This window comes from Leptospira sp. B5-022 (assembly GCF_000347035.1).
Lineage (GTDB): Bacteria > Spirochaetota > Leptospiria > Leptospirales > Leptospiraceae > Leptospira_B > Leptospira_B cinconiae.
In genome coordinates, this window is record NZ_ANIJ01000014.1 from 219,147 (window position 1) to 241,707 (window position 22,561).

The 22,561-nt window shown below is 43.6% G+C and carries 19 protein-coding genes; 7 read left to right on the forward strand and 12 right to left on the reverse strand.

Going from position 1 to position 22,561, the window contains the following annotated elements:
• Positions 1–73 precede the first annotated feature (73 nt).
• Genes LEP1GSC192_RS05530 through rsmH form a run of 3 tightly spaced genes read right to left on the reverse strand, consistent with a single transcriptional unit; the run spans position 74 to position 2,866 of the window.
• On the reverse strand, positions 74–1,573 hold the full coding sequence (locus LEP1GSC192_RS05530; RefSeq protein WP_020768927.1) for a UDP-N-acetylmuramoyl-L-alanyl-D-glutamate--2,6-diaminopimelate ligase: 1,500 nt from the start codon (positions 1,571–1,573) through the stop codon (positions 74–76).
• Complete coding sequence (locus tag LEP1GSC192_RS05535; protein ID WP_020768942.1) at positions 1,551–1,910, reverse strand: hypothetical protein; 360 nt, start codon at positions 1,908–1,910, stop codon at positions 1,551–1,553. The genes LEP1GSC192_RS05530 and LEP1GSC192_RS05535 overlap by 23 nt, the downstream gene beginning before the upstream one ends.
• A complete protein-coding gene (rsmH, locus tag LEP1GSC192_RS05540; protein ID WP_020768925.1) occupies positions 1,907–2,866 on the reverse strand; it encodes a 16S rRNA (cytosine(1402)-N(4))-methyltransferase RsmH in 960 nt (319 codons plus the stop codon). The genes LEP1GSC192_RS05535 and rsmH overlap by 4 nt, the downstream gene beginning before the upstream one ends.
• 339 nt (positions 2,867–3,205) lie before the next feature.
• Here rsmH and LEP1GSC192_RS05545 point away from each other — a divergent pair, with 339 nt between their 5' ends.
• Together LEP1GSC192_RS05545 and LEP1GSC192_RS05550 are read left to right on the forward strand one after the other, a co-directional pair.
• Positions 3,206–5,200, forward strand: coding sequence for a methyl-accepting chemotaxis protein (locus LEP1GSC192_RS05545; RefSeq protein WP_020768934.1), 1,995 nt, complete (start codon positions 3,206–3,208; stop codon positions 5,198–5,200).
• A gap of 24 nt (positions 5,201–5,224) precedes the next feature.
• Complete coding sequence (locus LEP1GSC192_RS05550; protein WP_020768807.1) at positions 5,225–7,216, forward strand: methyl-accepting chemotaxis protein; 1,992 nt, start codon at positions 5,225–5,227, stop codon at positions 7,214–7,216.
• A gap of 23 nt (positions 7,217–7,239) precedes the next feature.
• Here LEP1GSC192_RS05550 and LEP1GSC192_RS05555 read toward each other — a convergent pair whose 3' ends face one another.
• The 3 genes from LEP1GSC192_RS05555 to LEP1GSC192_RS19675 are packed head-to-tail and all read right to left on the reverse strand — an operon-like array spanning position 7,240 to position 8,765.
• Complete coding sequence (locus LEP1GSC192_RS05555) at positions 7,240–7,596, reverse strand: rhodanese-like domain-containing protein (protein WP_020768851.1); 357 nt, start codon at positions 7,594–7,596, stop codon at positions 7,240–7,242.
• A gap of 20 nt (positions 7,597–7,616) precedes the next feature.
• Positions 7,617–8,492: a protein-glutamate O-methyltransferase CheR gene (locus tag LEP1GSC192_RS05560; RefSeq protein WP_020768922.1), complete on the reverse strand. Its 876-nt coding sequence runs from the start codon at positions 8,490–8,492 to the stop codon at positions 7,617–7,619.
• Positions 8,493–8,495: 3 nt separating this feature from the next.
• Positions 8,496–8,765, reverse strand: coding sequence for an STAS domain-containing protein (locus tag LEP1GSC192_RS19675; RefSeq protein ID WP_020768761.1), 270 nt, complete (start codon positions 8,763–8,765; stop codon positions 8,496–8,498).
• A 177-nt stretch (positions 8,766–8,942) separates the two neighbouring features.
• On the opposite strand from LEP1GSC192_RS19675, the gene LEP1GSC192_RS05570 reads away from it, so the two are divergent.
• A complete protein-coding gene (locus LEP1GSC192_RS05570) occupies positions 8,943–9,692 on the forward strand; it encodes a menaquinone biosynthetic enzyme MqnA/MqnD family protein (protein ID WP_020768899.1) in 750 nt (249 codons plus the stop codon).
• A 293-nt stretch (positions 9,693–9,985) separates the two neighbouring features.
• Here the strand turns inward: LEP1GSC192_RS05570 and LEP1GSC192_RS05575 are convergent, their stop codons facing one another.
• From LEP1GSC192_RS05575 to LEP1GSC192_RS05590, 4 genes are all read right to left on the reverse strand, one after another.
• Positions 9,986–10,660: a hypothetical protein gene (locus LEP1GSC192_RS05575; RefSeq protein ID WP_020768785.1), complete on the reverse strand. Its 675-nt coding sequence runs from the start codon at positions 10,658–10,660 to the stop codon at positions 9,986–9,988.
• 92 nt (positions 10,661–10,752) lie between these two features.
• Positions 10,753–12,108, reverse strand: coding sequence for an ammonium transporter (locus LEP1GSC192_RS05580; protein WP_020768909.1), 1,356 nt, complete (start codon positions 12,106–12,108; stop codon positions 10,753–10,755).
• A 59-nt stretch (positions 12,109–12,167) separates the two neighbouring features.
• A complete protein-coding gene (locus LEP1GSC192_RS05585) occupies positions 12,168–14,024 on the reverse strand; it encodes a SpoIIE family protein phosphatase (RefSeq protein WP_020768894.1) in 1,857 nt (618 codons plus the stop codon).
• 237 nt (positions 14,025–14,261) lie between these two features.
• Complete coding sequence (locus LEP1GSC192_RS05590; RefSeq protein WP_020768874.1) at positions 14,262–15,488, reverse strand: alpha/beta fold hydrolase; 1,227 nt, start codon at positions 15,486–15,488, stop codon at positions 14,262–14,264.
• A 100-nt stretch (positions 15,489–15,588) separates the two neighbouring features.
• Here LEP1GSC192_RS05590 and LEP1GSC192_RS05595 point away from each other — a divergent pair, with 100 nt between their 5' ends.
• Entirely contained in the window at positions 15,589–16,023 is a 435-nt protein-coding gene (locus LEP1GSC192_RS05595; protein ID WP_020768854.1) for a hypothetical protein, read from the forward strand.
• A gap of 1 nt (position 16,024) precedes the next feature.
• On the opposite strand, the gene LEP1GSC192_RS05600 is transcribed toward LEP1GSC192_RS05595, so the two are convergent.
• Together LEP1GSC192_RS05600 and LEP1GSC192_RS05605 are read right to left on the reverse strand one after the other, a co-directional pair.
• Entirely contained in the window at positions 16,025–17,572 is a 1,548-nt protein-coding gene (locus LEP1GSC192_RS05600; RefSeq protein WP_020768886.1) for a glycerol kinase 5, read from the reverse strand.
• A gap of 109 nt (positions 17,573–17,681) precedes the next feature.
• Positions 17,682–18,110 carry a host attachment protein gene (locus tag LEP1GSC192_RS05605; protein ID WP_020768770.1) on the reverse strand — a complete coding sequence of 143 codons (429 nt, stop codon included), beginning with the start codon at positions 18,108–18,110 and terminating at the stop codon, positions 17,682–17,684.
• Positions 18,111–18,601: 491 nt separating this feature from the next.
• Between LEP1GSC192_RS05605 and LEP1GSC192_RS05610 the strand changes: the two genes are divergently transcribed.
• The 3 genes from LEP1GSC192_RS05610 to LEP1GSC192_RS05620 all read left to right on the forward strand — a co-directional run bounded on the left by LEP1GSC192_RS05610 (position 18,602) and on the right by LEP1GSC192_RS05620 (position 22,550).
• Positions 18,602–19,354 carry a hypothetical protein gene (locus LEP1GSC192_RS05610; protein WP_232420967.1) on the forward strand — a complete coding sequence of 251 codons (753 nt, stop codon included), beginning with the start codon at positions 18,602–18,604 and terminating at the stop codon, positions 19,352–19,354.
• A gap of 68 nt (positions 19,355–19,422) precedes the next feature.
• Positions 19,423–20,058, forward strand: a complete 636-nt coding sequence (locus LEP1GSC192_RS05615; protein WP_020768780.1) for an HmuY family protein — start codon at positions 19,423–19,425, stop codon at positions 20,056–20,058.
• The gene (locus LEP1GSC192_RS05620; protein ID WP_020768893.1) at positions 20,058–22,550 is read left to right on the forward strand and encodes a TonB-dependent siderophore receptor; all 2,493 of its coding nucleotides are present in this window, start codon (positions 20,058–20,060) and stop codon (positions 22,548–22,550) included. Before LEP1GSC192_RS05615 ends, LEP1GSC192_RS05620 begins: the two co-directional genes overlap by 1 nt.
• The last annotated feature ends 11 nt before the right edge of the window (positions 22,551–22,561 follow it).

Consider the following 22,561-nt stretch of genomic DNA (forward strand, 5'->3'; position numbering starts at 1 on the left):
ATCTGGGCCATTTTTTTTGGATCTGGAAATTTATATCTAGCATACCGCGCCCGAGACTTCAGGAGGATTGTGATTATTGATGGAAGGAACCGAATGCCTTTTGGATCTCTTGCCCGTCGTCAAAATACCTTTTATCCCTACCTATGATCTGGTAGTCTTCATGTCCTTTTCCGGCTACAAGAAGACAGCCGCCTTCTTTCAAGTGGGAGATCCCGTATAGAATGGCTTTTGCTCGATCCACTTCTCTGAGCATTGGGGAGTATCCGGAGGAAAAACCTGCTTGTATATCATCCAAGATACTTTCCGGATCTTCCGTTCTTGGGTTATCGGAAGTGAGAATCACCTTGTCTGCAAGTTCTTGAGCGATCTTCGCCATTTTAGGACGTTTGCTCTTGTCCCTATCCCCACCACATCCGAAAAGTGCGATCAGTTCTTTCGGTTTCGATTCTCGGATACTTTTCAAAATATTTTCCAGGGCATCCGGAGTATGAGCATAATCCACGACCGCCATTTTGGACCTATCCTTACTATAGTAGATCTGAAATCTTCCCGGAATCTGAGGAATACTTTCCAAAGCGGATAGAAGGGATCTTTTATCCCAACCCAATCCCAGTGCGGTCACAAATGCAAGCGCGGTGTTCCTTACATTAAAACCGCCAAGAAGATTTGTGGTAATCTTCGTATCTCCGCCCCAAACCTCGGAAAGACGGATCAGGTAAGAAGTTTTTTCCAAGGAGAATGATTCGGAATGGATCTCGAATTCTCCTGAATTTCTACCGAGGGAGAAAAGTTTTAGGGCCGGAGAAGAAACCTCTACTGTGGATTTAAAATCTTTTCCACCGGGAGCATCCGAATCTATAACACCGAAAGTTTCCGGATAGGAAGCTACGGAAGAAAACAGAAGCGCCTTACTTTTTAGATAATCTTCCATATCCGGATGAAAATCCAAATGATCTTGAGTGAGATTAGAAAATACTCCTGCCTTAAATTGGACCCCGTTGGTTCTTCCGAGTTTTAAACCGTGAGAACTCGCCTCCATAAAAACATATTCCACTCCCGAATCGTACATTTCTTTCAGAATGGCTTGAAGGCTACTTGGATCCGGAGTGGTGTATCCTGTGTCGGATAATATACCCTTAAATTTTACGCCTGTGGTTCCTATGATCCCGCAGGATTTTCCCTGAGATTCTCCCAAGTAAGCTAAGATATGAGTTAAGGAAGTTTTACCGTTAGTCCCTGTTACTCCTATCACTTTTAGTTTGGAAGAGGGATTATCTAAAATAATAGAAGCGATCGGACCGGCTAAACTTTCCGGGTCCAGATCAGTTCTAAGAACGATCTTGTTTTCTAATTTCGGAATTTGTAATTTAGATCCTATTAATATATATTTAGAGGAAGCGGCCTTGGCGTATTCTGCTCCCTTATCTCCCGAAGAATCGGGGAGACAAAATAGGTCATTCGGTCCTAACTTTCTGGAATCAGTGCGGACAAATTCAATCTTATCGTCGGAAGTATAAGAACCTGAAATTAATTTAATATTCGGAAAAAGATCAAGGAGCTCTGAAAGTTTCAAGTTCCGCCTCGTTTCTTTCCGGAGGAAGAGTCACGGTAATAATACGATCACCTACAGTGATCGGCAAATAATGATAAGTTTTACGATATAAAGCTTCTATCCTACGTGCAGAAGTATAAGTCGCCATTCCGATCTTTAAATCGTCATTTTTCTTTAAAAGTTTTTCTTTTTCTTGGGAGGCGATTGATAGTTCTCTGTTTAGTCTAGAAACCTGTACATTCTGCCAAACGAATAAAAGTACGATACTAAAAGGGAGTACTATCCAACCGAATATTCGAAACAAAAAACCTAGATCAGGCCAAAGACGGATGGATAAAAATTCGGAAACCTTACTCATTCTTCTTCATCCTCCTCTTCCTCTTCAATATCGGTCGGAAGGGATTTATGGATGACACGTAATTTTGCGGAACGAGAAGCAGGATTTTCTTTCATCTCGGCATCCGTCGGAAGCACGGGCTTTTTGGTAAGAAGTTTCGCTTCTCCAGTTCTTGCATAGTCCCTGAACAAGTTTTTAACGATCCTATCTTCCAGTGAATGAAAAGAGATCACTTGTAAGAGCCCGCCCCTTGCGACCAGATCCAAAAGTTTTTTTACCCCGATCTCTATATGAAGAAGTTCCTGGTTCACTTCGATCCTCAGAGCTTGGAAGACCCGAGTCGCCGGGTGTCTACCCGGAGGCCAAAACTTTCTGGGAATCACTCTGGAAACCAATTGTGCAAGATCTCCCGAGTAACCGATCCGAGAATGTCTTCTTCTTTCTAAGATCGCTTCTACGATCTTCTTGGTCCAACGCTCTTCCCCATACTCGTAAAAAATTTTACTTAAAACTTTTTCCGGATACGTATTGATCACGTCTTCTGCCGAGATCCCACCGGAAGAAGAAAGTCTCATATCCAAAGGTTCATTCTCTCGAAAACTGAAACCTCTTCCTGCGTGTAAAAGGTGAAAGGTAGAAATCCCCAAATCCAAAAGAATGCCGTCCGGCGGATTGGAAATCCCGAAGCTGTTCAAGAACTCGGAATCGAGATCCGAAAAATTGGCTTCGATAGGAATCACTCTGGAAGAATGAGCGGAAAGTCTTGTTTTAGCCCTGGACAACATGACAGAGTCCCGATCCACTAAAACCAGTTTAGAATTTGGGAATTGTTCTAATAGTAGAAGACTATGTCCTCCTTCTCCCGCTGTTCCGTCTAAAAAAAGGAGTTCTCGGTCCTTATCGAATACGGAAAGGAAAAAGGTAAGTATCTCCCGATAGAGCACCGAATAATGGACAGGTTCCAATTCGTTTTCCAAGTTCTACCCGCTCATCCAAAACGCAACTAAGAACCGTACCAGTTTTCTATACTTTAGCTTCTCCTTCACTTGCACATCCTGTACAAATCCCTGAGCACATGACGCCCTTTTGACTTCGCACTTTGGCAAAGAATTCATTCCAGACTATTTTAAAGTACTTTTGAGATAGAAACTAACACGAAAGCACTAAATTCTTGACTACTACACTTTACTAGATACAATGCGTCTCTCCATAAATAAAAATCCGCTCTGGTGCTAAACTGCCTGAAAGGAATTGTCCGATTAGGCCGACAAATTTTTATTACTTCTTAGCCTCTTCGGGAAGGCTTTATTATTGGTATGCAGAAAAGCAGTTTAAAGTTCATCCTTCTAGGCGCAGGCATCGTCATTCTCACAGTATTAACGTTATTGATCTCGGGGAATGCCTACTACTTCGGTCAGAAAAAAATCACTGAAAACCATCTGAATCAAATGCAGAATGTCGTAGCAGTGGTCGCTCAAGAGTTCGACGCATTCTTATTAACCCATACCAACGTAGCAAAAACGTTAGCCGCAGATCCAAGAGCCATACAAACTGCTATCACAGGCAAACCGATTGCGGGCGACTTCTTTAAAGAAGTCCACCAAAGATACGGGGTTTACGAGAACATTTTCGTTATGAGCTTGGATGGAGAAAAAAGGATCCTAGCGGATAGTTTGGATGGAAGATCTCTAGGTTATAAAGCGAAAGGTGACGAGCTAAAGGACAATGTCGCCGCAGTAAAAGAAGGAAAACATTACTTAGGTCCTCCTCAAAAATCTCCCATCACAGGACTTCCGGTTGCTGTGATCTCCGTTCCGATACGTGACGGAGCGAATATCATTGGAGTTTTGAACATAGCCCTCTCCTTCGAGGATATCTCGGAAAAAGTGATCAATAAGATCCGAATTGGGGAGCAAGGTTATGTTTCCGTAATGAGTCAAACCGGTTTGGTGATCGCTCATCCTAAGAAGGAAATGATCATGAATTTGGATGTAGCTAAAGAACCCTACGGCCAAAAAATGTTGGAATTGAAATCAGGAGAAATTTTCGAATTCAGTTTCAAAGGAGCGGATCGTTACTCCACCGTTTCCAGATTGGACCAATGGAGAATGACCGTAATTGCCATCCAACCCAAAGCGGAAGTTAGGGAAGCATTAGTAGAACTTCTGCTTTCTATAGGGCTTACAAGTTTAATCACAGTAGGAATTTCCGTTTTTCTATTTTATATTCTTCTAAAGAAGAGACTGGATCCATTGGAAAATGCGAGCAGGCTTTTCCAAACCATGTCGCAAGGAGATCTAACCTCGGACATCCAAGTCGTATACAACGATGAGATTGGCGTAATGAGTGCGGATCTGAATTCTTTTATTGCCAGCCTAAGATCTTCTTTGAAAGATATCCAACGTATCGCGATGGAACTTGCTTCTTCTGCGGAGGAATTGACGGTTTCTTCCCAAAGTTTTGCGACCGGCGCTCAATCCACCGCTGCTTCATCCGAGCAGATGTCGGCAACCGTGGAAGAGATGTCCGCAGGAATGGAAAATATCTCCTCGGTCACCGATAGGCAATACTCGAATATATTAGAATTTCATACTAAAATAAAAGAACTGTCTTCCGGAGTCAGAAAGATAGGCTCGGAGATCAAAAATACCCTGCAGATCGCAGAATCCATTTCCCGAGAAGCGAAAAGAGGCGAAAGTTCACTAACAGGAATGAGCAATATGATAGAAAATATCCTGAAGTCCTCCGGAGAAATGAAATCCATTATAGGAATTATCAACGATATTTCCGACCAAACACAGTTGCTCGCATTGAATGCAGCCATCGAGGCGGCAAGAGCAGGAGAAGCTGGAAAAGGATTCGCAGTTGTTGCGGAAGAAATCTCCAAACTTTCAGTTAAAACGGCTTCCTCCATTAAATCCATCGGAGAGATGATCAATAAGAACAACTCCGAATTGGACGAAGGCGCCAAAGGGATCCGTTCCTCTGTGGAGATCTTACATAGCATCATCAAAAACGTAGACTCCGTAGGGGAAGCAATGAGTCACCTATTCGAGATCACTTCCGCGCAAGAATCCGTAAACAAGTCCGTGGACGAACAATCGGATCGTGTAGGAACGGAGGCAGAAGGTGTAAAACTCGCAACAGATGAACAAAAAAGAGCCGTAAGAGAGATCTCCCAGGTGATCACTCAGATCAACGAGCATACTTTAAATACTGCCTCGGGATCGGAACAGATGTCTTCCTCTGCGCAGAACCTTGCCACCACAGCGGAAATATTAAAAAACATAACCGAAAAATTTAAAATCTAATTCGATCCCGGTTTAACCCCTACGATGCAAAGAAACAGTTTAAAGATCATCATCCTAGCAGTAAGTACGGTCACTATCGTTCTACTTACGGTGGGGATTTCCTCCTTCGCATACTTTACCGCCAAAAAATACGTGGAAGAAGCTTACATAGACGAGATGAAAAAGGTCTCGAAATTAGCCGGAAAACATATCAAGTTCTTCTTCGATCAGCAAACCACTTTGGCCGAGTTCGTAAATTCCAATACTCCGTTCATCAAAGCTACGATAGCAAGGGATAAGGGAAGTCTGAATCCCATACTCGCAAATATATTCAAAAAATATGATACTTACGAGAATGTGTTCCTATCCACCCCGGAGGAAAATCCCTTGGTTTTCGCAGATGCCACAGGCAAAGCGAACAATTTTCGCTGGGGAGGGACCGGCTTTGACGCAAATATAAAGGCTGCATTAGAGGGAAAAAATCTTTTAAGTAAGGTAAACCCTTCTCCAGTGACTGGGGAAGCGGTTGCTGTTCTTACGGTTCCGACTAAGGAAGGAAATCAAATAGTAGGTATCCTGGGTTTTGCGATCTCTCTTAACAAAATGACAGAGACTATAGTGAACGGAATTACGATCGGATCGGACGGATACATAGCGATCACGGACATGAACGGAGTTGTAGTGGGACATCCCGATAAGTCGCTGATACTAAAATTAGATCTGAGCAAAACGGATTGGGGTAAAAAACTACTAACCCTCCCTTCCGAACAACATATGGAGTATTTTTTCAAAAAGGAAAAAATTGCCACGGTTTACGATGTTCCGGAGTACGGCCTAAGAGTTTCTGCAGTGGTGTCCAAGGACGAACTTGCAGAAGTAGTCCATCAAATGTTATTTAGGATCATAGCATTTGCGTTCGTCTTCCTGGTAGCCTCCATATTCATTATTTATAAAATAGTAAATATTCGTCTTCATCCTTTACAGGAAGCGAGAGAACTATTCCGCTCCATGTCCACAGGCGATCTGACTGCGAGCCTAAAGATCTACCATGAAGACGAGATAGGAGACCTAAGTAAGGATACCAATTCGTTTTTAGAAAGTCTAAGAACGTCGGTAAGAGAGATCCAAAAGATCTCCCAAGAACTTGCATCTTCCGCGGAAGAATTATCCGCGAGTTCGGAAAATTTCTCCAATGGAGCCCAATCCACGGCGGCTTCTACCGAGGAAATGTCAGCAACTGTGGAAGAGATGTCCGCGGGGATGGACAATATCTCCGGCTCCATCTACAATCAGTACCGGAATATTTCGGAATTCCAGATAAAGATCACAGAACTTTCCCAAAGTGTGAATCAAATCGGAGAAGAGATTCAGAATACCCTAAACATGGCCAAGTCTATTTCCCTTCAGGCAAAAAAGGGAGAAGAATCCCTGTCCGGAATGAATGCGATGATCTCGAATATTCTCAAATCCTCCGGAGAAATGACTGCTATCATCGGAATCATCAACGATATTTCCGACCAAACCCAACTGCTCGCATTGAATGCAGCGATAGAAGCGGCGAGAGCAGGGGAAGCAGGAAAAGGGTTCGCAGTTGTTGCAGAAGAGATCTCCAAACTTTCAGAAAAGACAGCTTCTTCTATCAAATCTATCTCCGCAATGATCTCTAAAAACACGGGAGAACTGGACAGCGGAGCCAAAGGGATCCAGGCATCTACTGAGATCATCCACGCGATCATCCGGAATGTGGATCAAGTGTCGGATGCAATGGACAGATTGTATTCCATCACCGGCTCCCAAACAAATATAAATCGAGCAGTGACGGATAACGCAGGTAAAGTAAAGACCGAATCGGAAGCGGTAAAATTAGCCGCGGATGAGCAGAAAAAAGCTGTCTCGGAAATTTCTCAGGTGATCATGCAGATCAACGAACATACGATCAACACTGCATCCGGAGCGGAACAGATGTCTTCTTCCTCCAGGAATTTGTCTAATACGGCGGAGATACTCAAAAATATCTCCGAAAAATTCAAATTATAATCGCCCGAAAGAGAACCTTTCCGTTACTCACTTGATATTACCGAAAATAGATGGTCGATTCCCCCGGCGTTCCGTATATGAGAAAAACCTTTTTCCTCTAAGAGGGATTTGGCTCTTTGACTACGTCCGCCGCCGGATTGACAATATAAAATGATTTGCCTGTCCTTCGGGCCTAGTTCATCTGATCTCAACGGTAAACTATCGATCGGAATATTGACAGCTCCGGGAAAATGACGTTTTTCATATTCATCCGGAGTTCTAACATCCAGGACTAGGGCGCCCTTCTCCACCCATTCTACAAGTTCCCTGTCTTCCTTATTCTTGCAGGAAGAGAAAGAAAAAAGAGTTATTATTAGAAGAATATAAAATGTCCGAAACATAAAACACTCCCCGATCAAGATTAAATTATAGGCTTTTTCTGATATACAGTATGACCTAAGAACTTGTACGCTTCCGAGATACCGAATAGAGTTTCGGAATGGCCTATCACCAAAAGCCCTCTATCCTTCAGCACATGTTCGAAATTTTCGAAAATTTTCTTTTGGGTAGGCTTATCGAAATAGATAATCACGTTTCTGCAAAAGATACAATCCATTTTCTCCCGTATCGGATAAGGAGTTTCTAAAAGATTTGCCTTATGAAATTCGATCATGGACTTGATCTCAGGTTTTGCTTGATAGGTGTCCTGATTTTTGCCGGTCAGATCCTTCACTTTTAGAAAATATCTTTTTTTGAGAGTCTCACTGACCGGATCCAAACGATCCGCTTTATAAATACCTTCTTGAGCGGTTTGTACCACGTTCGTATCGATATCGGATGCATAAATTTTAATATCCCAACCCGGCTTGTGCATAAAATATTCCGCACAAGTGATTGCGATCGAGTAAGGCTCTTCCCCGGTGGAACAAGCGCTGGACCAGATGCGTAGCTGCTTTTTTCCGGACTTCAAAGCCTTCTCCTCAACGGAAGGAAAGAAGGTTTCCTTTAAAAATTCGAAATGATGGTTTTCGCGGAAAAAATCGGTTTTATTGGTGGTGATACGATTAATAAGTTCCGTAAGTTCGCTTTGGAAAAACTTACGATCGGCCTGCAGACCTCGGATATATTCCGAAACATTCTGCATCTTATACATTCTGGCCCTGGAATTCAACCTGGATTGGACCATTATCTTTTTATGATCCGCCAGAAATATTCCGGTTTCCTTATACATCAAATCCTTAATGAATTTGAATTCTTCGTCCGTTATCTGAGAAAAACTGGAAAAACTTTCATCCATAAATCAGCGAATACCCAATGCCTGGTCCAAAGAGACTAACTTAATAATTTCCAGTAATTTAGGACTGACATTGATCGTTTCCAAAAGAATACCCTGGCCCCGGAGACGATTTGCAAACGCTACCAAAGTCCCTAAAGCGACCGAAGTAATCACCTGCACTTCATCCAGATCTAAAATTACGGATGCAGGATTCCCTTCTACATGTGAATTCAAGTAGGCACGCAAAGCCTCATGATCACCGTTTAGGATCTCATAATCTACTTTGATCAGCATCGGTTCCGAAGGACTCATTCCATAAGATTGGACGAATTGGTCCCTACCTCGGAATACAGTCGGGAAACTGCCTGGAAAAGAAAAGGAAAAACTAATTTTTCTGGCTTAGAAGTGAAGTGTCGTTTTTTTGGTAAATAGGCGGAAAATACGGATCTTTTTTCTGGAAAAATACGTTAAGTGAGAATTGGAATCGTCAAACATCTGAATGCCCGTCCCTTAACCTGGGGATTCGAGCAAAATTCAGAACATATAGTCGTACCGGAAAATCCCTCCCTATTAAAGGATTATCTATTACGGGGCCTGGTGGACGTAGGGTTGATCTCCTCGATCGAATGTCTTAGAAACTCCGACGTACTTTCCGTTTCTATGAAAGTTGGGGTCTGCGCCTCCGATCAGGTACGCTCCATAAAGTTTTTCAAAAATAAAAAGGAAGCCTACCCTCCTTACCGAATACTCACAGATAACGGTTCCAGGACAAGTATGGCCTTGGTTAGGGTGTTAGTACATAACGATTCCGGACAATTGCCGGAAGTTGCCCCTACGGATCCAAAGATCATCAAACAGGAGATTTCCATCGGAAGAGGGTCCCATATGCTATTCGGGGACAACGCGTTATTCGCAGAATGGGATCCGGAAGTGTACGATGTAAAAGACCTAGCGGAATGGTGGTATGAAACCACAGGGACTTCGTTCATCTTCGCACTTTGGGCCTCTAAAAAACCGTTAGAATTACCTGACAGTTTCTATGAGGATTCCTTAAAATACGGCCTTGCTCATATCGAAGAAATCATCGAAAAAGAATCTAGACTCCCTGCCGACCTGGTCCGAACTTATCTCACCCAAGAACTACATTATGAAATAACGGAAAGCGACCGCAAGGGTTTCGAACTATTCGGAAAGTATTGTAACGACTTGGGGATCTTATAGTAATAGCCGCCCTACCCAACAACGTGGCAGCTTCATATACAAATCCACACATCAAGCCGCCCGACCCAACAACGTGGCAGCATCGCATACAAATCCACACATCAAGCTGCCCTACCCAACAACGTGGCAGCATCACATACAAATCCACACATCAAGCTGCCCGGCCCAACAACGTGGCAGCAATTCACAATTCACATCTAAACAAAATCACCCTAAGCACAAGCTTGCCGACGTTGCCCAAAGGGCAATGTGCCGAAGGCCTTGCGGCAAGCACCCAATCTTCACCTAGAAATTTAATAGACGAAGGTGATCCTGTAATCCCAGGATTTATTTCCGAACTTCTCCACAGTATCCGCGAGAGGTAATCTATAAACCAGCCTCCCTAAACCTTGTTCTCCTCGGTTCGTATAACAAACGGAAGTGATCGGGAAATTCACTTTAAAATTGAGTGCATTTCCTCGGATGAGTCTTAAAGTTTCACTCAGGATCTTTTTCTCTCCGTCCATCTGCATGGATTCCAAGGATTTGCTGATAGAAGGAAATTCTCTTTTGATATAGATCGTATTGGCCTTTTCTTTTTTGATCTGAACGTTTCCGAGAAGTACATTTTCCAATTGAGAAATGTCCGTAAAATCAACCTTGTAAGTGACTTTTGCTTTTTCTCGGAATGCGCCAGGCTCGGCTTCGGAACTTTCTAATTTTTGAAAGGTATAATCTTTTAATATGAGGCTTTTGGAAAAAAATCCTTTATTCAATCGGTTTTGGATCTCTTCTTTTCTGGTGGGAAGGAATTTGATCAATGATTCTTCCGACTTACGTTTGGTCGGAACCATATAAGAGATTTCCAAAGTGCCGCTTAAGTTGGAATTGATAGTGAGAGTCTCTTCGTATTCGAAACATCCGAATAAAAGAAAACAGAGTAAAAAAAGTGATTTCTGGAAGAAGCGGATGGAAAAGCCCGAACGCATACCTCAATTCGCACGGAACCTTTCTTTTTCGTCAACGGTAAAAGAAAAAACCCCCGCAGTCGACCGCGGAGGTTTTCACATATTCGAAAGTCTTATTTAGAAATCGGGTATGCTTCGTTCCCGTGTTCCAGAATATCCAGACCTTGGATCTCTTCGTCTTCGGAAACTCTTAAACCGATAGTGAATCTGAGCGCCAAGAAGATCACTAAACTCGCTCCGAATGCCCAAATAAATCCGATCCCTACTCCTTGGAGCTGAACTAATAATTGGTCAATTCCACCGCCGAAGAATAGACCGTTCACTCCGCCGAAAGCTTCCTCAGCGAATAGGCCGGCAGCGATGGTTCCCCATGCTCCACAGACGCCATGAACGGATACCGCTCCTACAGGATCGTCCACTTTGATCTTATCAAAGAATAACACGCTGAATACTACAAGCACCCCGGCAACCAGTCCGATGATGATCGCTGAACTAATACTGACGTTCGCACAAGGTGCAGTGATCGCCACAAGTCCCGCCAAAGCGCCGTTTAAGGTTAGACCTATGTCCGGCTTTTTGAAAAGGATCCAGGTAACCAACATGGAAGAAACCGCACCTGCGGCCGCCGCAAAGTTAGTCGTAACAGCTATGATAGCAAAGGTTCCTCCACCAACGGAAGTAGTGGATCCCGGGTTAAAACCGAACCAGCCTAACCAAAGAATAAAAACCCCGAGAGCCGCGATCGTCATATTATGACCTAAGATAGGAAGGACTTTTCCGTCTTGGTATTTTCCCAGACGAGGTCCAAGCACTATGGTTCCTGCAAGTCCTGCCCAGCCGCCTACGGAGTGCACCACGGTGGAACCTGCAAAGTCTATAAATCCTGCTTCTACCAAATAACCTTTATTATCCGGATCGAATAGGTTGGACCATGCTAATGAACCGAAGACCGGATACACAAAGGCTGTGATCAATACGGAGAAGATCACGTAATCCACGAACTTGGTCCGTTCCGCCATAGCTCCCGAAACGATGGTCGCAGCAGTTCCTGCAAACACCAATTGGAATATGAAGAATGTGAACTTGCCCGGATCAGGTTTCCCGTCTACGACCAAAAGACTGTCGGCCAAAGAAATGGAACCGAATCCGAAACCGCTAACCACCTGAGGTCCGAACATCATCGCAAATCCGATCAACCAAAACGCCAAAGAGCCCAAAGAGAAGTCCATGAAGTTCTTCATGAGAATATTCACCGTATTTTTGGCCCTTGTAAATCCAGCTTCCACCAAAGCGAAACCGGCCTGCATAAAAAATACCAGAAAGCCTGCTATACAGGTCCATAACCAGTTCGTTTCATCTCTTAAAGTTGCGACTGCGCTCAACGCAGATTCGGCGGTCACCGGGGCTGTATCGTCGGCCCAAATTCCGCTCGAGGCAACGGCGAGCGTAAGTAATACTAATATGCGCATATTTTTCCTAAATCTCCTATATATTTTTCAACACGATCCCTTGAACTTCGCTTTATAAATTAAACCGCTTCTTTTCTTTGTTCCGAAACGACTAGATCTCCTGATTTTCTTTTTACTAATTCCTCCAGTTTTTTAAGGGAAATTTTTAGATACTCATTCGTAGGCGCACTCTTGATCCCTTGTTGCAGGACCTTGATCGCCTTAGGAGTTTCATTATCTTTCAAATAACATCTCGCCAGCCTTAAGCTGGATTTAGCGTACGTATGGTCGATAGCAAGAGAACGTTTTAACGCTCTCTTCGCTTCCGGGATATTCTCCAATTCATAATACGCTCTGCCTAAAAGATAATGAATGTGCTCGGATTCTTCTCCGCTCGTTTTGATATATTTCTCCAAGAACTGTACGCTCTTTTCGAAATTTCGATCTCTGTAATACATTTTTCCGAGAAGGACTAAACTATCTTTGAGAGATTCGTCCATGGAGAATACTTCCAAAGCTTTGTCGTAAGCGACCTGATCCTTTTTCGCTTTCGCGGCTGACTTTGCGAGAGAAAGCAGGGTCTTCGCTTTTCCAAGCTCGGGATTACATTGAAGTGCGAGCAAGGAAACGTCGTCCCCGTTTCTCACATCTCCCTTATATCTTTTGAATCTTCCGATCAAGGAACCGACTAGATCGGAAACATAGATCTTATCTCTTTGTTCTTCTATAGTGGATTTTTCCTGACGGATCCATTCTATAAAACGTTGGTTTCCTAACTCCTGGCGTTGTTCATTCTTCTGTTCCGTAATACCGTCCGTAGGTAAGAAGAGAATATCTCCAGGAAGGATCCTTCCGTGTTTTTCTTCAAAATTACTTCTTTCTACTTCGAAAATACCGAGAGGAACTCCTTGGGTATCCAGCTCCTCAATTCTTCCATGACCGTTATGGTAATGTAACATTTTTTGGTGAGCGGCATTCACGTAAGAATAAGTATAGTCGCTGTAAACCTTCAAAATGAAAGCGGTGAAATAAGTTCCATCCGGAAGCTGTGGCCGAATGGATTCACCCAACTCGGCCAAAGTTTCGGACAGTCCCATACCAAGGGAAGTACAACGTTGAAATTGGTAGTGGATGGACATGGTGACTAACGCGGCAGGAATACCATGGCCGGAAACATCCACTATGATCGCAGTGATGGAATTCCCTTGTCGAACCACATTAAAGTAGTCTCCGGAAACTTCCGTCATAGGCTCGTAATAAGTCCCGAAATGTAGACCGTTCCAAGGAGAGATCGTAGTCTCTACGATTTGGCTCTGGACGTTACGCCCCATTCTCATATCCCATTCCAATTGTTTCAGGATCTGAGCCTCTCTTTCATTCGCCTGGACCAAACCTTGGATCAGACGAACGCTTGTGATCGCAAGAGCGAGCTGAGAACCTAGAGCTTCTAAGATCTCCAAATCGTCTTCTCTATAGAAAAATTCCGTGTCGGATTCCACGGCAATCGTCCCGAGACAATCTTCTTTGTACATGATTGGAACACACATTACGGCTCGGGTAGTTTCTCCCTCGTCTATGTATTCCGCATGATGTGTTAAGTCCTGAATGAGCAAGGGCATGCGGGTCTTAAAAGTGAACCCAGAATAACCTTCATCCTGGCTCAGATCTCTGCGAGGCGGGATTGTCTCTTTTAAGAAGCGAGAAGGGACCAGAAGATTTCCCTTCCACATCCTGAGAGTGGTATTATCGCACTCGAAAATGTCCTTACAGAGGCTGATTACGATATCGTAAAGTTCCTCTTCCTTATCTGCGTTTGCGAATTCCTTACTGATGTAGAGAAGGATATCGATCTTATTCTTCTCGGTTAAACCACCGACGACCTTCCTTGCTCCGCGAAAATTAACGACTTTTCTTTGCCCAAATTTGAGTTCTATCATGGTCAAGCACCTCTACGTATCCGATTCTGTTTCTCTCTGGATTCGTTTCGCTCTACCGAGTTCTTATGCAATTAGCGTACCAATTCTCCAAATTCACATATTCTGCCTATTTTATAGGACTAACGAGATAGTGTGTATATTATCTAGGCATATTTACATTGAGACATACTTTAGAGCTGGTGAGATAAAAGGAAGAATGCCACTCTTTTAAGGTAGTAAATCAGGGTTTATGTCTTGTTAGGCTCTCACTTTTTGCCGGAATTTTCTTTTTAATTTCAAAAACCAGCTCTGCTTTTTAGAGGTCCCGTATTCTCTTAGGAAAGTTTCTACCTTAGGGAAAACATCGTCTTCCGCCTTCTCCGCAAGGATCAAACAGCCGTGACCATAATCGTCGCTGGCTCCTTCTTCCTTAGAGATTACGTGAAATTTTTTTATCTTTGTTCCTGCTCTTTCGTATACGGATCGTACAGTGTCAGGCGTTGCGATTGCATCATTTGCACCCGCAATAAAAAGACTCGGAACGGTGATCTCTTTCTGAAGATCTATATAATCGTAAAATCCGTTTAGAGAACTCATCTTCTTTGTCTCTATCCAAGACATGAATTGTTCTATCAATCCTTCGCTGATATTTTCGACCGCGTTTTTCATTACCTTTTTAACGGTCCTAGGACGGGTCGCTTTCGGATTATACAGTATCTGATCAATAGGTGTGTAAATTTCCCCGGCAAGCGGAGCGAGCATAGAAGCCCCGAACTTTAGATCCAAAACTTTTCTAGCTCGAGGAAATCTAGAAAGTAGACCGATCAAACTCAATCCTAAATGGTTTAAATTCCCCGGACCACCCAGAGAAACAAAACTTGCGATCCTTTCTTTTTCGGATTTGGATGCGATCCCGAGGTATGAATAGAAGATCATAGCACCCATAGAATGGCCTACCCAATTCACACGTTTATTTTCCGTCAAAGAAAGAACCTTGGAGATGATCGCGGGAACATCGTATTTTACTAAATCATCAAACGTGAAGTCCTCGTATCCTCCCCTACTCTCATGGAAGGAACTCCCCGCGCCTCTCAAAGAAACGGCGAATACCTCGTAACCTCTCAATTTTAGATAATAAGGAAGAGAATGTCTTTTGTCCAAATCGATCACATACTTGTTCGTAGCGATCCCATGTACAACGATCACCGGAGCAAGTTCGGAATTCGGGATGGGAGGAATATGTCTGTGTAATGCAATATTCCATCCATCTTTGGTTTTTGCAAAATGAAGTTCGTCTGCAATATCTTCCTGACCGTATAGACGAGAGAACCAGTCCAATAAAATAGGATATAAAACCAGGACGGCGATCAGAAATAAGGAAAATAGGATCGCAAGCGAAGAAGCGAAGACCGCAAAAAATATGATCGCGAAAAACGTAGTGATCAGATAAAACGGGCCTCTTCTGTTTTTTAGGATTGCGATCACAACAGAGAAAGGTTCACCGAGACAACACGAATGTCAAGTATTCCCAAACATGCTTGCCTGGATTTTTAATCGAATTAAGATGACGAAATAGTTTCTAACAATGGATAAAAAGTTAGATTACAGACTTTATCGTTCCCCCGCCGGCTGGTACAGCATGGTAATTCCAGGCCATTGGCAGAATATTGTGATCGAAGGTATTCCCGCTTTTTTCGAGGAAAATGGTGCAGGTGCCATGCAAGTTTACGCTTTCGAAAATAAAGAAGGTGGATTCGATCCGGAACAGGAACTAGAAAGATATCTTGCGACCCATAAAATAGAATACGTGAGAGAAATGGCTGCCTTCTTCGAAAACAATGAAGGCGCTAAGATCATTGCCTGTGAATTTTTAAAAGAAGACGGAAGACATTGGATGGTCTATCTAGTTTCCACTAAAAAAAGAATGATCCTAGTCACTTATAATGGGGACGAGGAGCCTACCGAAGAATTAGCGGAACAATTGACCACCGTGGTCAGCTCCATTCGTATCCAGGAATGATCTAATCTATCTTCAGAGTGGATTGTACCGCTCTATGCCAACGTTCCAACTTCGATTCTCTGAATTTTGGATCCATCTTAGGTTTGAAAATTTTATAACCTCTTTCGAGTTTACTTAATTCCTCTAAATTTTTCCAATAACCGGAACCAAGTCCGGCAAGATAAGCGGCACCCGTTGCGGTCATATCCGGCTCCGGTGCACGTTTTACTTCCACATTACAGAAATCAGCAAGACATTGTAGAAGAATATCCGACTGGGAGACTCCTCCATCCACCATGATGGAGCTTACGTGGACATTCGTGTCCTTTTTGATCCCTTCTAATATATCAAATAAAGATAATGCGATTCCTTCGAGTACCGCTCTTGCCACATGTCTTCTGTGAGTTGCTAAAGAAAGCCCGAATACGGAAGCCTTTGCATTCGGATTAAAATGAGGAAATCTCATCCCGGAGGCAGTCGGAACGAAGATCACTCCTTCCGTGTCGTTTGTTTGAGAAGCGAGTTCGTTCAACACTTTCGGAGTATCGGAAAGACCGATCCCTTTCCCAAGCCAGTCGATCAGAGTCCCCACAGTTCCGGTATAACCCTCTAACATATACGTAGGTTTTCCGCCCAGTCTCCATGCAACCAACGGAAATAAACCTCTTTTGGAAATTTTAGGTTTATCTCCCATATTCATGTCCACAAACGCACCCGAACCTTGGGAAATTTTTACTCCTCCCTTTTCAAAACATGCGTGTCCGAATAGAGCCGCCATCTGATCTCCTACCACTGCCCTGATCGGGATCCCTATACCGAATAGAGAAGGATCCGTAACTCCGAAATCAGCAGACGTATCTTTCACATTCGGAAAAATTTTCGTAGGGATATTGAAGATCCCGCAAAGTGGAGCATTCCACTGTAATTGGAAAGGATTGAACATACCGGTCACCGTAGCATTGGAAGGATCACTCACATGTTCTTTTCCCTTTGTAAGTTTGTATACGAACCAAGTATCTAATGTACCGAAAAGTATCTCTCCCTTCTTGGCTCTTTTTCTTAGTTCAGGATTTTTATCAAGTACCCATTTTAAACGGACCGAGGCATGATCGGTAGTAAACTTGAGCATATAAGTTGCGATCATCATTGGATTGCCTGTGATCGCCCCCAAGATCCTTGAAACGAATTGGATCACTTTCCAAATTTTATTGGAGTTCATCTCCTCTGAAGTTTTACCCGCTCGTACGTCCGCCCAACTGATTAGTTTTGTTAAAGGTTTTCCGCTTTCTTTATCCCAAAGGAGAAAAGAACCTCTTTGGTTGCAGATCCCGAGTGAATCCATATTTGCAGCTTGGAACTTTTTATTCTTAAAAGTTTTTTTAAGAATGGAAACAAGTGCCTGCCAAAGTTTTTCGGGGTCATGTTCCAATGCGCCAGGTTCACTTATGATCGGAGGAGTTTTTTCATATTGGCGAGAAACAATTCTGCCCTTCTTGTCGAATACGATAGCTCGGATCCCGCTTCCACCACTATCGATAGAAAGAATATATTTTTCTTTTAAGGCGGCCATGACTCTCTCCAATTTTTTTACTGAGGTAGAATCCATTAGGATTCGGCTGCGTCAATAAAAAAGCCGCCATGAAGGCGGCCTTAATAATATCGACTCGAATGGATCTTACTTACGCTTGGCTTACAAGCACACTCTTAAGATGATTCATCAAATTTGATTCTTTTTCATGCACGATATCTTTAGGCATCTTATGATAGATCCTTTCCCTGGACTTCTCGTCCAATTTACCTAGGATCATTCCCATAAAGCCCGGTTCGGAAACCAAAATAAAATTAGAGAAAGAGTCCTTCTTTCTTTCCAAGTTCATAAAATCGCAAAGTTTACCGGCAAAAGCCGCAGCCACTCTCTTTTTCGGTTCGCGAAAAAAACCAAAATCCGACCTGGAAGCCTGACCCGCGTCCGTAACTAGATCCGAATTTCTCAGTCTTCCTTCGGGATTTTCCATCATTTGCACCAGCTTCAAACCGTTAGTCGGTCCTTGGTATTCGAAAATTTTTGCCTCACTTCGGTTTGCAACCACCACCCATTTTTTCTTCATACTGTACCCTCCTATTTATGAAACTTTCCGCCACCGAAAGGTTCGGAATTCGGCGAAGGTAGTTTTAACCCAAAGAGAGAGAGCTATCAATTACTTTTCCCAAAACCTTCTACTTTCATGAAAAAGATCAGAAACAAATTTTGTTTAATAAATCCATAACGATCGTTTTGATAAAATACGGATACTTTCGGAAATAAAAAGATTAGAAAAATGAAATATACTTCCTGTGATAAAGTGGAATCTCTCTAAACCCAAAAAAACCGCGGAACATAGCCCGGTCCGCAGACAAATATCAATCGAAAACACACCCAGAATCTATTGTTTCGCGGGAATTCTTTGGTGGACTTTTCAGCATCGCTTCTGAGAATTGTTCTCATTCTTGGTTGACAGATCCCGATAGGTTTTGATTTTGAGTTTTAGACTCATTTCGAAACCTAAATACAGAAAACATGACTCCTACTAATGAGAATTGAGTCTCAACAGGAGAAACCATGAAACGGAACACAACCAAGACGCTATTGACGATGATTCTAGGAATATCCTTCTTAATGAATTGCGACCAAGGTTCGAAAGAGTCGAATGCCGCTCTAGTGCTCGGGGCCATAAACAGTACCTGCGTAGACGCAGCAGTTGCAGATGATGAGATCGCGGAAACCGCAATCACTGCAGGAATCAACACTTTCCAATTGATTTCCATTCCAACGGCAGGTGCAGCAAGACATATCAGATTAGAAGGAGCATTGATCCAAGCCCTTAGTGGACATGGAACCATCTACCTTGCCACAGGATATACGGATGGTTTGGCAGGTACTTCTAGCACGCCTACTACAACAGCAGGCGACGGAAGACTCGTAGTGAACATTTACCAAGGTGGACCTATGGTTTACGCAGGTTATTCTGCAACCACAGCCTACGGAACGGATGATGGAACTGCGACTGCGGCACTCGGTGGAACTGGAACTAGCCTGTTTTCCTCCTTCACGTCCACTGCAAGCGATGTTTGTTTCGATATCAGCGCGGACACTACTCCAAAGGTTACCGTTTGGGGAAGTGGATACAAAGGTGCGAACTGTAAGAAAAGATGTACTCTTACAGAGTCCAATGCGATCATCAATAAAGCGGATTGGCCAAGCGGCGCCGGGATCGGCTCCACAGGCAGCACGAGCACATATTACAAAACCGGTAGCTCTGCTTCCGGGGTAACTGCGACTAAGGTTGTGACATACAGCACTACTGCGCTTTAAGAATTTTAGGCGGCCGGTTTCGGCCGCCTATTGTCATTATATTTTTTGAGTAACGGGGGTATTCTATAATGAAAACTTTATATTCAATTTTCATTATTCTCATGGCGACTTTAACTGTTTTCTGCGGGCCTAGCACCGGAGGTGACGACGGTCTTGCGATTTTAGCCGCATTGGAAGAAGGCGGAGGATGTATCAAGGCTCCCGGCGAAACGACTACAACAGGTTCCGGGACTTTTACCACCGTAGTTAACGCAACTGCAAGCGGCTGTTGGGTATATATAAACCTAAAGGCAGGCGGAGTAGAGACTACCAAGTCCGGTAGCTGGGATATGAGATTCAAAAGGTTCGTAATGGGAACGAATAGCGGGACCAGTGGAACTGGAAACGGAGGCTCTTGTAGGGTCGGAGACGGTGATCCTGCAACCGACATCAATGACGTGACGATAGGCGGATGTACGATCGAACTCGATTCGATCCAATCTCAAACCGGTGGAGGCGGATTCGGAACGGCAACCGAAAGCGCTAGTCCTTCTTTATGGACCTGGTACAATTATAACGGCACCACTCATGTTCTTACCCCCCATCCAATCGGATATCTGATCCAAGGCTCGGATGGAACTAGCAACTTTGCCGTAGAGATCACCGACTATTACGACAATGCAGGCACAAGCGGATTTCCCACATTTATCTGGAAGGAACTTTGATGGGGAAGAGCAAACCTTCTTCCTTTCCTAAAATTCTTTGCCTGATCTTATTTTCAGGTTTATGTTTTTTAGGAGTTCCTATCTTCTCCCAAGGAGAAGTTCTTCCCGAAAAAAAGACGGAGGAGAAAAAAGAAGATCCTAATAAATCCAAAGTAAATCAGGAAGCCGGAAAGGAAATTAGTAATGGGAATAACGATAGAGGGTCTATCATCACCGTTACCGGTACTCGTAGAAAGGGTTTTTTAAAAGATTCCACCATCACTACGGAAGTGATCACCAGAAAAGATATAGATGCCATGGGTGCGAGAGACATCTCCCAAACTCTGGGTAACGTTCCCGGGATAGAAGTTCGTCCCGCTCAAGCAGGAGAAAGAGGGTCCACAGTTCGTTTGCAAGGTCTTGCAGGCCAAAACGTTCTGATCCTAGTAGACGGACAGAGGACCACTGGACGGTTCAGCGGCTCCATAGACTTAACCAGATTTAAAGCGGAAGATATAGAAAGGATAGAGATCGTAAAAGGTGCGTCATCCGCACTTTACGGTTCGGATGCGATCGCGGGTGTGATCAATATCATCACTAAGGAGCAAAAAGATCCGTACTCTGCGAATTTTAGGACATTTATGGGAGGAGGAAATCCTCTTTATTACGGTACCGGAACGGAATTCCGTAACTATGCATCTGTGGGAGTCCGTAAAGGAATCGTTTCCACTAATTTTACCGCAGGTTGGCATAGAGGAGACGGTTACGATCTAACTCCGGATGCCACCTTAGGTCCTAAAAACGGAAGGATAGAAAGCCTTTCGCCTAGTTATTCCCCCTTCCCCACCGACACCCCTCTTTGGACCAAACTTTATATTTTTCGCAGAAGACTACCTTATGAAGGCCCTCTAGAATCCACTTCAGGGAGTGCATTCGAAGATATAAACGTTTCCAATAAGACAACTTTCGAGGTCTCCGAAACATTTAAGATAGGTTTCCAATTCTATTATAGATATCTGAACCAAAATGCGGTAGATGCTGTTCCTCCAAGAGGAGTATACGATAGAAGCAATAAAACTCACGACTTCATGGGTGCCGTTAACGCGGATTGGGAAATAACAAAAACTTTAAACTTAAACGTAAACACAAACTACGCCAGATTTTTCGATACCTACACATACGACCAAAGAAAGTCGGACGCCCAAGATAGAAGAGAGAAGTTAGACAACGCGGTCACGGAAGTCAGAACCCGTTTAGATCATAAAATCTCCGACGGACATGTGATCTCTTACGGAGCGGAAACTTTGATAGACCAATTCTCTTCCGCCAGGATCGCCCCGGATTGTAAGAGAAATTTTCCGTATATCTGCGCGAGTGATCTTCTCGGGGGAACGGATCCATACCAAACCCAAAACGGATACGCCCAAAGACAAAGAAATGCATTTTATGTGCAAGACGAATGGAGAGTATCCAGCGCACCTAGGATCCAAATTGTACCAGGGATCCGTTCCGACCACGACTCCATTTACGGTGGACAGATCCTCCCTAAATTAGCGGTTCGTTATGATGTGACCGATAAATTCCGTATTAGGGCAGCCAACGGTTTAGGGTATAGGGCTCCCAGCTTCCAGGATCTATATTATAATTTCATAAACCCAGGCGTGGGTTATAGAGTCGCGGGAAATCCGGACCTTAAACCCGAACTTTCTCGCAGTTATAACTTAGGGGGAGAATGGGAACCGAATAAGTTATTCTGGTTCAGCTTTAACTTCTTCTATAATAATATCGATAATTTGATCGGATTTAGGACAAACCCGACCAGGGATGCGTCCGGATTACAGATCTTTAATACATCCAATTACCAAAAGGCGCTTACAAAAGGATTCGAATCTTCCGTCACTCTTAGAGTCCATCAGAATGTTTCACTGGGCGGCGGTTATACATATACCGATACTAGGGACGAATTGACCAATCTCCCCCTTGAAGGAAGAGGTTATCATAGATGGAATGCGAATATACGTATAGATCACCAACCTAGCGGATTCAGCTTTTCCTTATTCGCGGTGATATTCGGAAAACAACCTTATTACTGTCAAAAAAATCCTCTTTGGTGTGATCCTCAATTGCCTACGGAGTTTTCCGCTCTTAGCGCTCAGCTTACTACACAAGCAACGAATACGATCAACGCGTTATTCGGAAGTATTCCGGGCGGGGTCCAAGAATATTGTACGGAAAGAAACATATCCTATTGTACAACTGGACCTACTTACGGAGTGAGAATGGTAAACCCTCATACGAATTTGAATATCAGAGTTTCCCAAAAAATATTAGGGACTTTTGAATTATTCGCAGGTGTGGACAACCTTCTAGACACATTCGACCTTACTTATAATCCGCAAAGACCTAGATTCTATTATGTGGGGATAGATGGACGGTTCAGTGCGGGTGCGGCTCCTGCGGATTATTCTGCGGCGCCGATCCCTTCTTCTTCGCCTATACCGGGGGTCCGGTAAAAACATTTTAA

Excerpts from the sequence above, each read along its gene's own strand:
- LEP1GSC192_RS05535 (WP_020768942.1), bottom strand. The coding sequence starts at position 1,910 with ATGAGTAAGGTTTCCGAATTTTTATCCATCCGTCTTTGGCCTGATCTA.
- LEP1GSC192_RS05545 (WP_020768934.1), top strand. The coding sequence starts at position 3,206 with ATGCAGAAAAGCAGTTTAAAGTTCATCCTTCTAGGCGCAGGCATCGTC.
- LEP1GSC192_RS05550 (WP_020768807.1), top strand. The coding sequence starts at position 5,225 with ATGCAAAGAAACAGTTTAAAGATCATCATCCTAGCAGTAAGTACGGTC.
- LEP1GSC192_RS05555 (WP_020768851.1), bottom strand. The coding sequence starts at position 7,596 with ATGTTTCGGACATTTTATATTCTTCTAATAATAACTCTTTTTTCTTTC.
- LEP1GSC192_RS05560 (WP_020768922.1), bottom strand. The coding sequence starts at position 8,492 with ATGGATGAAAGTTTTTCCAGTTTTTCTCAGATAACGGACGAAGAATTC.
- LEP1GSC192_RS19675 (WP_020768761.1), bottom strand. The coding sequence starts at position 8,765 with ATGCTGATCAAAGTAGATTATGAGATCCTAAACGGTGATCATGAGGCT.
- LEP1GSC192_RS05575 (WP_020768785.1), bottom strand. The coding sequence starts at position 10,660 with ATGCGTTCGGGCTTTTCCATCCGCTTCTTCCAGAAATCACTTTTTTTA.
- LEP1GSC192_RS05580 (WP_020768909.1), bottom strand. The coding sequence starts at position 12,108 with ATGCGCATATTAGTATTACTTACGCTCGCCGTTGCCTCGAGCGGAATT.
- LEP1GSC192_RS05585 (WP_020768894.1), bottom strand. The coding sequence starts at position 14,024 with ATGATAGAACTCAAATTTGGGCAAAGAAAAGTCGTTAATTTTCGCGGA.
- LEP1GSC192_RS05595 (WP_020768854.1), top strand. The coding sequence starts at position 15,589 with ATGGATAAAAAGTTAGATTACAGACTTTATCGTTCCCCCGCCGGCTGG.
- LEP1GSC192_RS05600 (WP_020768886.1), bottom strand. The coding sequence starts at position 17,572 with ATGGCCGCCTTAAAAGAAAAATATATTCTTTCTATCGATAGTGGTGGA.
- LEP1GSC192_RS05605 (WP_020768770.1), bottom strand. The coding sequence starts at position 18,110 with ATGAAGAAAAAATGGGTGGTGGTTGCAAACCGAAGTGAGGCAAAAATT.
- LEP1GSC192_RS05610 (WP_232420967.1), top strand. The coding sequence starts at position 18,602 with ATGAAACGGAACACAACCAAGACGCTATTGACGATGATTCTAGGAATA.
- LEP1GSC192_RS05615 (WP_020768780.1), top strand. The coding sequence starts at position 19,423 with ATGAAAACTTTATATTCAATTTTCATTATTCTCATGGCGACTTTAACT.
- LEP1GSC192_RS05620 (WP_020768893.1), top strand. The coding sequence starts at position 20,058 with ATGGGGAAGAGCAAACCTTCTTCCTTTCCTAAAATTCTTTGCCTGATC.